The organism is Alistipes dispar, from assembly GCF_006542685.1.
Taxonomy (GTDB): Bacteria; Bacteroidota; Bacteroidia; order Bacteroidales; family Rikenellaceae; genus Alistipes; species Alistipes dispar.
This window is the reverse complement of sequence record NZ_AP019736.1, coordinates 750196-764149: the sequence shown is the minus strand read 5'-3', so window position 1 is coordinate 764149 and position 13954 is coordinate 750196. Positions and strand designations below refer to the sequence as shown.

General features: G+C 63.7%; 10 protein-coding genes. 5 read left to right on the top strand and 5 right to left on the bottom strand.

Annotation, left to right across the window (positions count from 1 at the left end; genetic code table 11):
- Positions 1 to 95 precede the first annotated feature (95 nt).
- Entirely contained in the window at positions 96 to 590 is a 495-nt protein-coding gene (locus FME97_RS03490; protein WP_141427894.1) for a metallophosphoesterase family protein, read from the bottom strand.
- Positions 587 to 1861: a replication-associated recombination protein A gene (locus FME97_RS03485; protein ID WP_141427893.1), complete on the bottom strand. Its 1275-nt coding sequence runs from the start codon at positions 1859 to 1861 to the stop codon at positions 587 to 589. Before FME97_RS03485 ends, FME97_RS03490 begins: the two co-directional genes overlap by 4 nt.
- A 315-nt stretch (positions 1862 to 2176) precedes the next feature.
- Between FME97_RS03485 and FME97_RS03480 the strand changes: the two genes are divergently transcribed.
- Positions 2177 to 2485: a hypothetical protein gene (locus FME97_RS03480; RefSeq protein ID WP_141427892.1), complete on the top strand. Its 309-nt coding sequence runs from the start codon at positions 2177 to 2179 to the stop codon at positions 2483 to 2485.
- A gap of 101 nt (positions 2486 to 2586) precedes the next feature.
- Here FME97_RS03480 and aspS read toward each other — a convergent pair whose 3' ends face one another.
- Positions 2587 to 4341 (bottom strand): aspartate--tRNA ligase, encoded by a 1755-nt coding sequence (aspS, locus tag FME97_RS03475; RefSeq protein WP_141427891.1) that lies wholly within the window; start codon positions 4339 to 4341, stop codon positions 2587 to 2589.
- A 108-nt stretch (positions 4342 to 4449) separates the two neighbouring features.
- Between aspS and FME97_RS03470 the strand changes: the two genes are divergently transcribed.
- Together FME97_RS03470 and FME97_RS03465 are read left to right on the top strand one after the other, a co-directional pair.
- Positions 4450 to 4914 carry a nucleoside deaminase gene (locus FME97_RS03470; protein WP_141427890.1) on the top strand — a complete coding sequence of 155 codons (465 nt, stop codon included), beginning with the start codon at positions 4450 to 4452 and terminating at the stop codon, positions 4912 to 4914.
- Between the two features lie 108 nt (positions 4915 to 5022).
- Positions 5023 to 5982, top strand: a complete 960-nt coding sequence (locus FME97_RS03465) for a tetratricopeptide repeat protein (RefSeq protein ID WP_141427889.1) — start codon at positions 5023 to 5025, stop codon at positions 5980 to 5982.
- Between the two features lie 159 nt (positions 5983 to 6141).
- Here the strand turns inward: FME97_RS03465 and queG are convergent, their stop codons facing one another.
- Positions 6142 to 7050, bottom strand: coding sequence for a tRNA epoxyqueuosine(34) reductase QueG (gene queG, locus FME97_RS03460; RefSeq protein WP_141427888.1), 909 nt, complete (start codon positions 7048 to 7050; stop codon positions 6142 to 6144).
- Positions 7051 to 7148: 98 nt separating this feature from the next.
- On the opposite strand from queG, the gene FME97_RS03455 reads away from it, so the two are divergent.
- Entirely contained in the window at positions 7149 to 8834 is a 1686-nt protein-coding gene (locus FME97_RS03455) for an AMP-binding protein (RefSeq protein WP_141427887.1), read from the top strand.
- 234 nt (positions 8835 to 9068) lie between these two features.
- On the opposite strand, the gene FME97_RS03450 is transcribed toward FME97_RS03455, so the two are convergent.
- Positions 9069 to 12290: a glycosyltransferase family 117 protein gene (locus FME97_RS03450; protein WP_141427886.1), complete on the bottom strand. Its 3222-nt coding sequence runs from the start codon at positions 12288 to 12290 to the stop codon at positions 9069 to 9071.
- A 183-nt stretch (positions 12291 to 12473) separates the two neighbouring features.
- Between FME97_RS03450 and cysS the strand changes: the two genes are divergently transcribed.
- A complete protein-coding gene (gene cysS / locus FME97_RS03445) occupies positions 12474 to 13949 on the top strand; it encodes a cysteine--tRNA ligase (protein WP_141427885.1) in 1476 nt (491 codons plus the stop codon).
- The last annotated feature ends 5 nt before the right edge of the window (positions 13950 to 13954 follow it).

Here is a 13954-nt window from a genome sequence, read left to right as displayed (position 1 = left end):
TATGCGGAATGCGTTCCGGCGCATTGCGACGGCCGCTTCGGCGTATTTTCCCGGCTTTTTGCGGAAAAGGATTTTCCCTCCCGGGGCGTGACTTCCTACCGCCGGGACCACTCGCCGACCTCCATGTCGCGCATCTGCGCGCCGTCGATCGTAAGGCGCACGGCCGTGCGGACCTTGTGGAAGCCGTATTCGCCCGCTGCGCCGGGGTTGATGTGCAGCAGGTCGTAGATCGGATCGTACATGACCTTGAGTATATGGGAGTGCCCCGAGACGAAGAGTTTGGGGTGCACGCTGCGGATTCGGGCCAGCGCCCGCGGGTCGTAGCGGCGGGGGTAGCCGCCGATGTGGGTCATCAGCACCCGCACGCCTTCGCAGTCGAAGACGTTGAAGTCGGAGTAGATGCGGCGCGTGAGCGCGTCGTCGATGTTTCCGGCCACGGCCCGCAGGGGCTTGAAGGCTGCGATGCGGTCCGAGACCTCGAGCGAACCGATGTCGCCCGCGTGCCAGATTTCGTCCACGTCGCGGAGGAACTCCCGCAGCGTGTCGTCGAACGTGCCGTGCGTGTCGGAGATGATCCCTATGCGTTTCATTTGTATTTCTCTTTCCACAACTGCGCCATCCGTTCGGCGATCTTCGCTTCGGCGGCGTTTCCGGTGTTGGGTTCGTAGAACTTCGTGCCCGCGAGGCTTTCGGGCAGAAACTCCTGTTCGGCGAAGTTGCCCGCGTAGTCGTGGGCGTATTTGTAGCCCTTGCCGTAGCCGGCCTTGTCCATCAGCTTGGTCGGGGCGTTGCGCAGGTGCAGCGGCACGGGGCGGTTGGTCGTGTCGTGCTCCACGAGCGCGAGGGCCTTGTTGATGGCCGCGTAGGCCGAGTTGCTCTTGGGGCTGGTGGCCAGGTAGATGGTCGTCTCGGCCAGCGTGATGCGCGCCTCGGGCATGCCGATCTTGTGCACCGTGTCGAAGCAGGCGTTGGCCAGCAGCAGGGCGTTGGGATTGGCCAGTCCGATGTCCTCCGAGGTGAGGATCACGAGCCGCCGGGCGATGAAGCGCGGCTCCTCGCCTCCGGCGAGCATCCGCGCGAGGTAGTAGATCGCCGCGTTGGGATCGCTGCCCCGGACCGACTTGATGAAGGCCGAGATGATGTCGTAGTGCTGCTCGCCGTTCTTGTCGTAGAGGGCGATGTTCTGCTGGAGGCAGTCCGTGACATAGCGGTCGGTGATCGTGACCTTGCCCTCGGTGGCGCCTGTGACGATGTCGAGGATGTTGAGCAGCTTGCGTGCGTCGCCTCCCGAGAAACGGAACAGCGCGCCCGTCTCCCGGACCTCGATTTCCCGCTCCCGGAGTTCCGCGTCGGCGGTCAGCGCCCGGTCGAGCAGCGTTTGCAGGTCCTTGTCCTCCATCGGGCGGAGAATGTAGACCTGGCAGCGGCTCAGCAGCGGCGAGATCACCTCGAACGACGGGTTCTCGGTCGTCGCGCCGATGAGCGTCACGACACCCTGTTCGACGGCCCCCAGCAGCGAGTCCTGCTGCGACTTGTTGAAGCGGTGTATCTCGTCGATGAACAGGAACGGGGGCCGCTGGTCGAAGAAACGGCTCTTGCGGGCCGACTCGATCACTTCGCGCACCTCCTTCACGCCCGACGTCACGGCCGAGAGGGTGAAGAAGGGACGTTCGAGCTGCGTGGCGACGATCCGCGCGAGGGTGGTCTTGCCCACGCCCGGCGGACCCCAGAGGATGAACGAGGGGACGTTGCCCGTCTCGAAGAACTTGCGGAACACGCCGTTCCGTCCCACGAGGTGTTCCTGACCGATGTATTCGTCGATCGTTCGGGGGCGGAGCCGTTCGGCAAGGGGTGCGGACATGGTGCTTTCGGTTTACGGGAACAAAGATAGCGATTTTTCAAAAAATAATCCTATATTTGCCGGACATACTGACAAACACGGAGAGTGTAAGTCTGTTCCCGAATCGTGAACGTAGGAAATTCATTGCAAGAGAGGAATAGGCAAACATCTTGCCGCGTCGTATCCGTATTTCGCGGGTATAGGCGTGGGAGCTGTCGCTTATTTTATCTTGCAGGGTATCCTACGACCTACGATTCTGAAATAGGCTTCGGCACCACGCTTTCTTTTTTGTTTTTTGCTGCCGGGGTGCGGGCGGCGGATAAATCGACTGCATTTATGGAAAAGAAGGAAGGGAGTTATCCTTATGATCGTGGAGGACAGACTGTTATCGTCAACCAATCGGAGGGAAAACGGTCCAATGGACTGGGAACCGCCGGTTTCGTGCTGGCTTTACTCGGATTGATTTTCAGTTGGATGCCCGGTTTGGGCTGGGTGTTGTGGCTGTTGGGACTGATTTTCTCGTTCGTGGGCATTTTCCGGGTTCCGCGCGGTTTGGCGATCGCCGGATTGGTAATGTCGTGTATCGCGCTGATTATTTTAATCGTTGTGGCAGGAGCGATAGGCTCGCTCATCGCCGCCATGTAGGTCTCGAGAACCGAGCCGTTTTTATGTATGCACCCCTGCCGCCACTGCGGCAGGGGTGCATACACAATCGGTCGGTGGACCTGTGTCGGACGACTTCGGCTCTATGCCTCCGGATTCCTCAATTCCAGACAGAGCTCGTCGAGCTGCGCCTGCGCGACGGCCGAGGGAGCGTCGAGCATCACGTCGCGGCCGGCGTTGTTCTTCGGGAAGGCGATGTAGTCGCGTATCGAGTCCGAACCGCCGAAGAGCGAGCAGAGCCGGTCGAAGCCGAAGGCCAGGCCGCCGTGAGGGGGCGCGCCGTATCTGAAGGCGTTCATCAGGAAGCCGAACTGCTCCTCGGCCGCCTCGGGCGTGAAGCCCAGGCACTCGAAGATCTGCGCCTGCAACTGCTGGTCGTGGATACGGATCGAACCGCCGCCCAGCTCCGTGCCGTTGCATACGAAGTCGTAGGCGTTGGCGCGCACGCGTCCCGGGTCGCTCCGGAGGTACTGCACGTCTTCGGGCTTGGGCGAGGTGAAGGGGTGGTGCATGGCGTAGAAGCGCTGCGTCTCGTCGTCCCACTCGAACATGGGGAAGTCCACGACCCACAGCGGGGCGAACTTCTTCGGGTCGCGCAGTCCGAGCCGCTGGGCCACCTCGAGGCGCAGGGCGCAGAGCTGCGTCAGCGCCCTGAACTTCCGTCCGCAGAGGATGAAGACCATGTCGCCGGTCTTCGCGCCGCAGCGATCGGCCAGCGCGCGCACCTCGTCGGGCGTGTAGAACTTGTCCGCCGACGACTTCACGGCATCGGCCTCGACGCGGATCCAGACCAGCCCCTTGGCGCCCACCTGCGGCCGCTTGACGAACTCGGTGAGGGCGTCGATCTGCTTGCGCGTATAGGAGGCGCAGCCCGGGGCGGCGAATCCGACGACGTATTCCGCCTCGTCGAAGACGGGGAACCCGTGCCCTTTCGCGGCCTCCGTCAGGTCGGCGAACTCCATGCCGAAGCGCAGGTCGGGCTTGTCCGAACCGTACTTCTCCATCGCCTCGATCCACGGCATGCGGCGCAGCGGCTCGGCGAACTCGACGCCCAGCACCTCGCGGAACATGTGCTTGGCCCAGCGCTCGAAGATTTCGAGCACGTCCTCCTGCTCGACGAACGACATCTCGCAGTCGATCTGCGTGAACTCGGGCTGGCGGTCGGCGCGCAGGTCCTCGTCGCGGAAGCAGCGCACGATCTGGAAATAACGGTCGTAGCCGGCCACCATGAGCAGTTGCTTGAGCGTCTGCGGCGACTGCGGCAGGGCGTAGAACTGGTTGGGGTTCATGCGGCTCGGCACGACGAAGTCGCGCGCCCCTTCGGGCGTGGATTTGATCAGATAGGGGGTTTCGATCTCGAGGAATCCCTCGCTGTCGAGGAAGCGGCGGATCTCCTGCGCCATCTTGTGCCGCAGGATCATGTTGCGCTGCAGGGGCGGGCGGCGCAGGTCGAGGTAGCGGTATTTCATACGCAGGTCGTCGCCGCCGTCCGACTGTTCTTCGATGGTGAAGGGCGGGGTCTGCGCCTCGTTGAGTACCTCGATCCGCTCGGCGACCACTTCGATGTCGCCCGTGGGCATCTTGGGGTTCTTCGCCTCGCGCTCGACGACGCGCCCCGTGACGCGGAGCACCCATTCGCGGCCCACGCGCGAAGCCGCTTCGCGCACCTCCGCCGCCGAATGCTCCTCGACCGTGATCTGCGTCAGCCCGTAGCGGTCGCGCAGGTCGATGAAGGTCATGGCGCCGAGGTTTCGCACTTTCTGCACCCACCCGGCCAGGGTCACGGTCTCGTTCACGTTGCAGGCTCTCAGGCAGCCGCACGTATGGGTTCTGTACATGGTATCGTATTTTGTATTTTTGTTCCGATTCGTTACCTTTGTCTTCGCAACCCGCAAAGTTAGCAATTTTAACGGGAATAACGCGCCGGAAAACCAAAAAATGAGGATATGACGAACGGAACGGAGGAGGAGCAGCGGTCGATGGACGAAAAATTCATGCGGCTGGCGCTGAACGAGGCCCGCAAGGCGCTGGCGGCGGAGGAGGTCCCGATCGGGGCGGTGGTCGTCTCGCGCGGGGCGGTCGTGGGGCGGGGGCACAACCTCGTCGAGACGCTTTCGGACCCCACGGCGCATGCCGAAATGCAGGCCCTGACGGCCGCTGCGGCGACCGTCGGGGGCAAGTACCTGCCCGAGTGCACGCTCTACGTGACGGTCGAGCCGTGCGTCATGTGCGCCGGGGCGATCGCGTGGGCGCAGACGGGGCGCGTGGTGTGGGGCGCCGACGATCCGAAGAGGGGCTACCGCCGTTATTCGGAATCGGTCCTCCATCCCAGGACCTCCGTGACGCGGGGGATTCTCGCCGCGGAGTGCGAAGAGCTGATGACTTCGTTTTTCGCCCTTTTGCGCGGGTAGTATTTGAAGAGAAAGAAAAATTTTATACTTTTGCGAACGACGCGTCCGACCAGGCAGGGCGTGTGGAGCGAGAAAAGAACTGAAAAACTTTAAAGAAAAACACACGACATGAAAAAGTTATTTGTATCGGCAATCGCGCTGTTTGCCGCCGCGTCGCTCTCGGCGCAGGACGTCACGGCGCTTTACAACGAAGCGGCCGCCGCTTACGGCGCCAAGGATTTCGCGGGAGCGGCCGCCAAGTTCGAACAGGTGATCGATCAGGGACTCGACAATCCCGACGCCGCTTCGATGGTCGCCACGGCCAAGACGACGCTTCCGAAGTGCTACTTCATGCTGGGCGGCGGCTCGCTGAAGACGAAGAACTACGCCGAGGCGCTGAAGAACTTCGAGAAGTCGGCCGAGCTGGCCGAGCTTTACGGCGACATGACCCAGATGGGCAAGTCGAACGGCTGGGTGGCCAAGATTTACCAGATACAGGGCGGCGACGCCTTCAACAGCAAGGACTATGCGACGGCCGCCGGCATCTTCGAGAAGGGCTACAAGGCCGATCCCGACAATACGGGCATGGCTTTGAACCTGGCGATGAGCTACTGCGAGATGTTCATGGCCAGCGGCGACATGGCCCAGTACGAGAAGGGCATGGACGTCTATGAGGCCGTAGCGGCCAAGACGCATCCCAAGTATGCGGAGGATGCCGCCAAGGCCCGGGAGATGATTACGCTCTATACCAACAACATGGTAGCCAAGCTGCAGGCCGCGGGCGACAACGACGGCATCATCGCCGCTGCGGACAAGATGCTGGAGAAGAATCCCGAGAGCGCGCTGGCGCAGAATATCCGTCTGCAGGCCTATGCCGGCAAGAAGGATTACGCCAAGGTGATCGAGCTGGGCGAGGCCGCTGCCGCCGCGCAGACCGAGGCAGCCGACAAGAGCCTGATGTACTACCTGCTGGGCGCCGCCTACAACGCCAAGGAGATGAAGGACCAGGCCATCGCCGCCTTCCGGAAGGTGACCGACGGCCCGGCCGCCGAGAATGCCAAGGCCGCGCTGACCGAGCTGACGAAGTAAGGGGCCCGGAACCCCGGAGAAGACCGGTCGGCCGCAGGGCCGTTCGGAGATATATGAGAAAGCGGACTTTCCCGAAGGGGGAAAGTCCGCTTTCCGTTTGACGGAGGCCGGGCGGGAGCGGCGGAAGCCCTGGACCGTTCCGCTCTGGCCGTTGTGGAATCATTTCCGGCGGATGTTTCGCTGGATGCGCCGCAGGCCGCTGCGGGTGAGGGGCGTGCGGCCGAAAAGCTCCCCGAAGCGCGCTTCGTCCAGCGCGAGCCACGCCGCCTCGTCCATGGCGAGGGGATCGAAGAGGGGATCGAACGCCGGGTCGCGGTGGAGCGGTGCGCGGAGGTTGTGGGGACAGCAGCTCTGGCAGGCGTCGCAGCCGAATATCCAGCCGTGGAGATCCACCTCCGTGCCGGGTTCCTTTTCGATGGTGTGGCAGGCGATGCAGCGCCCCGTGTCGAGCATCCGAGAGCGGACGAGAGCCCCCGTGGGGCAGCTCTCGAGACAGCGGCGGCAACGGCCGCAGCCCTCCCCCTCGAACGGGGCGTCGTAGGCGTCGGCTTCGTCCGTCAGGATCAGCTCTCCCAGCAGTACGAACGATCCGTATTGCGGCGTGACGAGCAGCGACTGCCGTCCGATCCACCCCAGCCCGGCCTCCACGGCCAGTTGTTTCTCGCAGAGCGGAGCCGTATCGACGAAGGCGCGCCCCTCGAGTGCGGGGTGGGCGGCCTTCAGCGCGGCGAGCATCCGGCGGAGGCGGTCGCGGATCGTCGTGTGGTAATCCGCCGCGCAGGCATAGGAGGCGATGCGGGTGCGGCAGCCGGGCGGGTAGCCTTCGCTCGCGCGGTTCTTGTAGGCCACGGCGCAGACCACCGCCGTCCGGGCCCGCTCGACCAGCCGCCGCGGGTCGAACCGCTTGTCGGCGTTGCGTTCCAGATAGTCCAGCGACGACTGATAGCCCGCCGCCAGCCATTCGCGGAAACGGGCTTCGTTCTCGGCCAGATGGCGGCACGGCGCGATGCCGCAGAGGTCGAACCCCTCCCCGGCGGCGAGCCGTTTGATGTTCCGATGGTCGAGCATTTTGATATTTTAGCCCAAAAATAGGGATTTTCAGGCGAAAATTAGTAATTTCGCCACAAATTCCGCGTTATTCATACGACGTTAATTCGAAATTTGACATGACGATCAATACACTGTACGGACTGGTCCGTCAGAGCACGGAGCGGTTCGCGTCGCGGATCGCCTTTTCCATGTACGAGGGCGAGGAGCTGACCTACGCCGAAGTGGGCCGCCGTATCGCCCGGGTGCAGGAGACGCTTACCGGAGCGGGGCTCGGTCCCGGCGACAAGGTGGCCCTGCTGAGCAGCAACATGCCCAACTGGGGCGTCTGCTACCTGGCCGTGACATCCGCGGGGATGGTCGCCGTGCCCATTCTGCCCGATTTCTCGGGCGAGGAGCTGGACATGATCATCGAGCACTCGGAGGCTCGGGCGCTGCTGGTCTCCGACCGTCTGTTCACCCGCCTTTCGAAACGGACCATCGAGCGGCTGAACGTCGTGGTGCGCACGAAAAACCTCGGCGTCATCTCGCAGCGTGTGCGCGGCGAGGGGACGACGGCCGTGCCCGCGCCGGACGATCTGGCCGTCATCATCTACACCTCGGGCACGACCTCGAAGCCCAAGGGGGTGATGCTCACCCACCGGGCGCTCTGCGCGCAGGTGGACATGTCGTCCGCGATCTTCCCCATCGGCGGCGAGGACACGTTTCTCTCGGTGCTGCCGCTGTCGCATACCTACGAATGCTCGATCGGCATGATCTACCCCTTCTCGATGGGCGCGCGGGTGGTCTATCTGGACCGTCCGCCCACGGCCTCGGCGCTGATGCCGGCCCTGCGGTCGGTACGGCCCACGGTCATGCTCATCGTGCCGCTCATCATCGAAAAGATCTACCGCCACCAGGTGCTGGCCAAATTCAATTCCAACGGCTTCTGGCGCACGCTCTACCGCGTGGGGTTCATGCGCCGCTACCTGCACCGCGTGGCGGGCAAGAAGCTGATGAAGCTCTTCGGGCGCCGGCTGCGTTTCCTCGGAATCGGCGGCGCGAAGCTCGACCGGGGGGCCGAGCAGTTCCTTCTGGAGGCCCGCGTGCCCTATGCCATCGGTTACGGACTGACCGAGACCGCGCCGCTGCTGGCCGGGGCCGCGCCGGCGCAGGTGCGCCTCGGATCGACCGGACCGCAGGCGCCGGGCGTCGAGCTGCGGCTCGAGAACGTCGATGCCCGGACGCGCCAGGGCGAGATTGTGGCGCTCACGCCGAGCGTCATGCTGGGCTATTACAAGAATCCCGAAGCCACGGCCGAAGCGTTTACTCCCGACGGCTGGTTCCGCACGGGCGACCTGGGCGAGTTCGACAAGGACGGGTGGCTCTATATCAAAGGCCGCCTGAAGAACATGATCGTCGGCCCGGGCGGAGAGAACATCTATCCCGAGGACATCGAGAGCGTGCTCAACTCGCACGTCTGCATCGCCGATTCGATCGTCACCGAGCACGAGGGGCGTCTGGTGGCGCTGGTGCATTTCAACCGCGAGGAGATCGAGGCGATGCTCGACGACTGGCGCGAGGAGTGGGCGACGCAGAAGGAGGCGTGGGAGGCCAAGACCGAGCAGCTCAAGAAGGAGATCATGGATTTCGTGAATGCCAAGGTGAGCCGCTTCTCGCGCATCTCGGAGGTCGTCGAGGAGAAGGAGGAGTTCGTCAAGACCCCGACGCACAAGATCAAGCGTTTCCTCTACAATAAGCGCGGCAAGGCCTCCGGCGGGGAGGAAGGTCCGCAGGGCGGTCCCTCCGGTTCCGGAGCGCGGTAGTCGTGCGCGTGCTCCGTGCCCGCGAGGGCGGTGACGACAGACAGGACGGTCCCGGGAATCCGGGACCGTCCTGTTTTCGGCCCGGTCCGGAGTCCGGAGCATCCGGCGTCCGGACCGGCCGTCCGGCGGCAGGCGGTGCAGAAAGGCCGTAATGAAAAAAGGTTGCAGTTTTGGCTGCAACCTTTTTCCGGCTTGGCCGGCTGGCCCTGTCCGCCGGGCGTTTCGCCCCGGCGGTCACTCCCCGGCGGTCACTATCTGCACCGTGTCGCCGTGGGGCTTGTCGCCTGCGTCGAGCAGGTTCTCCTCCGAGACGCCCAGCGAACGGTAGTAGTCGTTCAGCTCGGCCACCACGTCGCGGCGTCCGGCGTAGCTGGCCAGGTAGTAAACGTCGCCCAACTGGTCGAGCTTCTCGTCGAGCGCACCCGAGATCATGTCGCCCTGCGCTCCCTCGAATTGCAGGTAGTACTCGATGTACTCGATGAGCGTCCGGGCGTATTCGCGCAGCAGGGCGTCGCCCTTCCCGGCGGCATCCGGCGCACCGAGCGCCGAAGCGGCGTAGTAGGCCTCGAGGAACGGGTAGGTGTTGGCGTCCGTGAAGCGGATCTGCGAGGTCGGGAGCCGTTCGAGCCCCAGGTCGAGCAGCTCGACGCCCTCCTCCACGCGGTTCTGCCGCAACAGCTCCTTGGCCACGCGGGCGAAGGCTTCCCGGGCGTGCGAGGCCGAGAGGTTGTACTGGATGAAGTAGTCGCAGTAGATGTCCGGGTCCGAGAGGTTGCCGTAGCGGAACTTGTCGCGCAGCAGCGGCGCGGCGTAGTCGGGGTCGATGCGGCCGATTTCGTAGGCGTTCCGTACCGGGGTGAGGATCGGCACGAAACGGTAGGCGTAGCCGTCGAACTGGAGGTAGTCCATCAGTCCGAAGTTCTGCAGGATATAGACCTGCGTGAGGTAGATCGGGCGTTTCCAGTCGAAATTGGCCAGCATGTCGAGCAGCATCAGCTCGTTCTTGGCCAGCGCGTTCTTCTTGAGGTTGATGTAAACCGTGTCCACCATCTGGTCGCGGTCCTTCTCGGCCACGATGCCCGAGGCGATGGCGTTCTCCTTGTTCACCGGCAGCGCGATGCGCTTGCAGGGAATGTAATCGGTCGGCGTGCCGTCGGAGAGCGCGGTCTTGCTCCGCGGATCCTCGCTGCGCACGAAGTCGATCACCTCGCGGATGTCCACCGGATGGTCAACGATGTCATATACCGGGATGTAGTCGTTCGTATGGGTGTATTTGCTCTTGGGCAGCGAGAAGGGCACGCCCGGAGCGTCGTTGGCGCGGGTCTTCATCTCGTCGATGTACCATTCGCCGCCCAGATAGGAGGTGTTCATGATCCGCACGTCGGGACGCACGCCATAGACCTCCTGATTGTTCCAGAGCGGGAAGGTGTCGTTGTCGCCGTAGTTGATGATGATGGAGTTGGGCAGCGTGGACTGGAGGTAGTTCCAGCCGATGTCGCGCGCCATGTAGCGGCCCGACCGGTCGTGGTCGTCCCAGTTCTGGGCCGCCAGAATCGCGGGCACGGCCATGCAGACGGCCGTTGCGGCGACGGTCGCCGCCGTGTCGCGCCCGGTCAGCCGTGCGAAGAGTTCGCGCAGGGCCAGCACGCCGAAGCCGATCCAGATCGAGAAGGCGTAGAACGAGCCGGCATAGACGTAGTCGCGTTCGCGGGGTTCGCCCGGCGAGGTGTTGAAGTAGAAGACTAGCGCGATACCCGTCATGATGAATAGCCACATGACGATCGAGAAGTTGCGCGGGTCGCGGTTGAGCTGGTAGAGCAGCCCGACGAGTCCCAGCAGGAACGGCAGGAAGTAGTAGGTGTTGCGGCCCTTGTTGCCGGCCACCTCGCGCGGCAGGTTCTCCTGCGGTCCGAGGTACTTCTCGTCGATCCATTTGATGCCCGAGAGCCAGTTGCCGTCGGTGATCGTCGTGCGCGTGGGTTGTATGTCGCTCTGGCGCCCCACGAAGTTCCAGAGGAAGTAGCGCCAGTACATGTACGAGAGCTGGTAGTTGAAGAAGTAGTGGAGGTTCTCCCCGAAGGTGGGTTCGGTCACGGCGCGCGTGTCGCCGTAGGAGTCCGTATAGGTGCGCCTGCGGCCGAAGTCGAGCACCTCCTGCCGCACCGGACGCCCCTGCTCGTCGCGGACCGCCTCGCCGTTTTCGTCGCGTGCGATCTCGGTGCGGGTGCGGTAGGCGCCCCACTGTTTGTACTCCCGTTCGTCCTTGTTAGCGTCCCACATGCGGGGGAAGAGGTGCATGAATTCCGGGGCGTGGGTGTAGTGCGAGGGGATACGCGCCGTCTTGTAGCGCCCGTCCTCGTCGAGGTAGGTGACCTCCTTCTCCACGAGCGCCTCGGGAGGCGCCGAGAAGTAGGGGCCGTAGAGCAGCGGGCGGCTGCCGTACTGGTCGCGGTTGAGCACCGCCAGCAGCGCGTGCGGATTGTTCGGGTTGTTGGAGTTCATCGGCGGGTTGGCCGCGGCGCGGATGGTCATCGAGGCGTAGGAGGAGAAGCCCACGAGGATCATCGTCGTCGAGAGCAGCAGGATGTTCAGGACGACGCGCCCCCGGCGGTGGGCCTTCCACGAGGCCCAGCCCAGTCCGAGGATGAGCGCCAGCGCGAAGACCACCATGCCCGAATTGACCGGAAGCCCCAGCGTATTGACCGCCAGCGTGTCGATCTGCGCGCCGATCCAGACCGTGTAGGGGATGATGATGTTGTTGATGAACACGAGCACGGCCCCGGCCGCGAGCGTCGTCCACGCGACGCCGCGCCACGTCACGCGGTCGGTCGTGCGGAAGTAGTAGATGAACGCCAGCGTGGGGATGGTCAGCAGGTTGAGGATGTGCACGCCGATCGAGAGGCCCATCAGGTAGGCGATCAGCACGATCCAGCGCGAGGCGTGGGGCTGGTCGGCCTGCTCCTCCCATTTGAGCATGAGCCAGACCACGAGGGCCGTGAACATGGACGAGAGGGCATAGACCTCGCCCTCGATGGCCGAGAACCAGAAGGTGTCGGTGAAGGTGTAGGCCAGCGCGCCGACGGCTCCGGCGCCCAGCGCGGCCCATGTCTGTGCGGGCGAGGGGGCGCCGCCGCGGGTCATCATGCGCCGCGCCAGGTGGGTGATCGTCCAGAAGAGGAAGAGGATGCAGAAGGCGCTGGCCAGGGAGTTCATCGTATTGACGGCGATGCCCACGTAGTCGGGGTTGCCGAAGGCGAAGAGCGTGGCCAGACGCGCCAGCATCATGAACAGCGGCGCTCCGGGCGGGTGGCCCACTTCGAGTTTGTAGGAGGTGGCGATGAACTCCGAGCAGTCCCAGAGACTCGAAACGGGTTCCATCGTCAGAAGGTAAACCATCGCGGCGATGGCGAAGACGGCCCATCCGACGATGTTGTTCCAGCGTTTGAAAAATGTCATATACAGTATATGATACGGGTTTATCTCGGCAAATATAGCTATTTAACGCCGGACTTCCAATTCTTATTACGCGGTGCGTGCGGAAAACTCCGCCGCAGGGGATTTTTTCGGCGGGAAATGGCCGATATGTGGCGAAAAAGTCGTAACTTTACCCGTTCGAAACGATTTTTTTCAAAAAGCGCTATGGATTCCAAACTCGTACTTTACAATACGCTCACCCGCCGCAAGGAGACCTTCGAGCCGCTCGTGGCCGGGCGCGTCGGCATGTATGTCTGCGGACCGACCGTTTACGGCGATCCCCACCTGGGGCATGCCCGGCCGGCGGTGACGTTCGACCTCCTGTTCCGCTACCTGAAGGCTTCGGGCTACAAGGTGCGCTACGTGCGCAACGTGACGGACGTGGGCCATCTGGAGCACGACGCTGACGAGGGCGAGGACAAGATCGCCAAGAAGGCACGGCTCGAGCAGCTCGAACCGATGGAGGTGGCGCACTACTACACGGAGCGCTACCACAGGGCGATGGATGCGCTCAACGTCGAGACGCCCTCGATCGAGCCCTACGCCTCGGGCCATATCATCGAGCAGATCGAGCTGATCCGGCGCATTCTCGACGACGGGTTCGCCTACGTCTCGAACGGGTCGGTCTATTTCGACGTCGAGAAGTACAACGGGAAATACCGCTACGGCCGCCTCTCGGGCCGCAATCTGGAGGATATCGTGGCCAACACGCGCGAACTGGACGGGCAGTCGGACAAGCGCCACTCCTACGACTTCGCGCTGTGGAAGAAGGCCTCGCCCGAACACATCATGCGCTGGCCCTCGCCGTGGAGCGAAGGATTCCCCGGCTGGCACATGGAGTGCTCGGCCATGTCGATGCGCTACCTGGGCGAGCGGTTCGACATTCACGGCGGCGGCATGGACCTGATGTTCCCGCACCACGAGTGCGAGATCGCGCAGTCCACGGCGGCGCTCGGGCACGATTCGGCACGCTATTGGGTGCACAACAACATGATTACGATCAACGGGCAGAAGATGGGCAAGTCGCTGGGCAACTTCATCACCCTCGGGGAACTGTTCGCGGGGACGCACGAGCTGCTCGCGCAGGCCTATTCGCCCATGACGATCCGCTTCTTCGTCCTGCAGGCCCACTACCGCTCGACGCTCGACTTCTCGAACGAGGCCTTGCAGGCCGCCGAGAAGGGGCTGGACCGCCTGATGAAGGGCATCGAGGCGCTGGAGAAGCTCCGCCCTGCGGCCGCTTCGACGGTGAATCCCGCGGAGCTGGAGGAGCGGTGCCGTGCGGCGATGGACGACGACCTGAACTCGCCGATGGTCATTTCGGCGCTCTTCGACTGGGTGCGGACGATCAACCAGATCGCCGACGGGCGGGAGACGATCTCGGAGGCCGACCTCGACGCGCTGAAGCGCACCGTGCACCGCTATGCGTTCGACATTCTGGGCCTGCGCGACGAGAAGGCCGCCGGTGCGGCCGCCGGGCGCGACTACGTGACGCCGCTGGTGGAGATGCTGCTCTCCATGCGGCAGGAGGCGAAGGCCGCGAAGGACTGGGCCGCGTCGGACCGCATCCGCGACGGACTCACGGCGGCCGGAATCCGCGTCAAGGACCGCAAGGACGGTTCGGACTGGGAACTGGAGTAGGAAAG

Bases quoted from the DNA above. Each gene is read 5' to 3' on its own strand.
- FME97_RS03490 (WP_141427894.1), bottom strand. From the start codon at position 590: ATGAAACGCATAGGGATCATCTCCGACACGCACGGCACGTTCGACGAC.
- FME97_RS03485 (WP_141427893.1), bottom strand. From the start codon at position 1,861: ATGTCCGCACCCCTTGCCGAACGGCTCCGCCCCCGAACGATCGACGAA.
- FME97_RS03480 (WP_141427892.1), top strand. From the start codon at position 2,177: ATGGAAAAGAAGGAAGGGAGTTATCCTTATGATCGTGGAGGACAGACT.
- aspS (WP_141427891.1), bottom strand. From the start codon at position 4,341: ATGTACAGAACCCATACGTGCGGCTGCCTGAGAGCCTGCAACGTGAAC.
- FME97_RS03470 (WP_141427890.1), top strand. From the start codon at position 4,450: ATGACGAACGGAACGGAGGAGGAGCAGCGGTCGATGGACGAAAAATTC.
- FME97_RS03465 (WP_141427889.1), top strand. From the start codon at position 5,023: ATGAAAAAGTTATTTGTATCGGCAATCGCGCTGTTTGCCGCCGCGTCG.
- queG (WP_141427888.1), bottom strand. From the start codon at position 7,050: ATGCTCGACCATCGGAACATCAAACGGCTCGCCGCCGGGGAGGGGTTC.
- FME97_RS03455 (WP_141427887.1), top strand. From the start codon at position 7,149: ATGACGATCAATACACTGTACGGACTGGTCCGTCAGAGCACGGAGCGG.
- FME97_RS03450 (WP_141427886.1), bottom strand. From the start codon at position 12,290: ATGACATTTTTCAAACGCTGGAACAACATCGTCGGATGGGCCGTCTTC.
- cysS (WP_141427885.1), top strand. From the start codon at position 12,474: ATGGATTCCAAACTCGTACTTTACAATACGCTCACCCGCCGCAAGGAG.